Origin of the sequence: Citrobacter sp. TBCS-15 (genome assembly GCF_005280815.1) — a bacterium.
GTDB classification, from domain to species: domain Bacteria; phylum Pseudomonadota; class Gammaproteobacteria; order Enterobacterales; family Enterobacteriaceae; genus Citrobacter; species Citrobacter werkmanii.
The window spans coordinates 1-296 of sequence record NZ_SZWK01000005.1; the positions used below are offsets into that span (position 1 = coordinate 1).

Here is a 296-nt window from a genome sequence, read left to right on the forward strand (position 1 = left end):
AAGAAAGCAGCAACTCATATAAAACCGATCTGCTTAAAATTGATTCAAACAACCTTCAACATAATAGTTTCTTTGACTGTTGAAGAAAGTCAAAATTTCAACCCAGTAAGTAGACTAAACATTCTGCTCATAATTATATATCTAACTTTTTTAATATTCAACAAAAAATTAGAGACAGTACATACCACCCTGAAAAAAGGAGAAAACCCAATGAACAAAGAATATAAATCTGAAAATAAAAAACTTATTAACCCGGTGGCGCTGCGCTTGCCGGGCCTACGAAGGGATGTAGGCCG

1 protein-coding gene is annotated in these 296 nt (G+C 34.5%); it reads left to right on the forward strand.

Features of this window, described 5'->3' with window-relative positions; genetic code table 11:
• Positions 1-296 (forward strand): hypothetical protein (locus FDW96_RS25135; protein WP_212732834.1); only part of this gene is annotated, 296 nt, incomplete at both ends.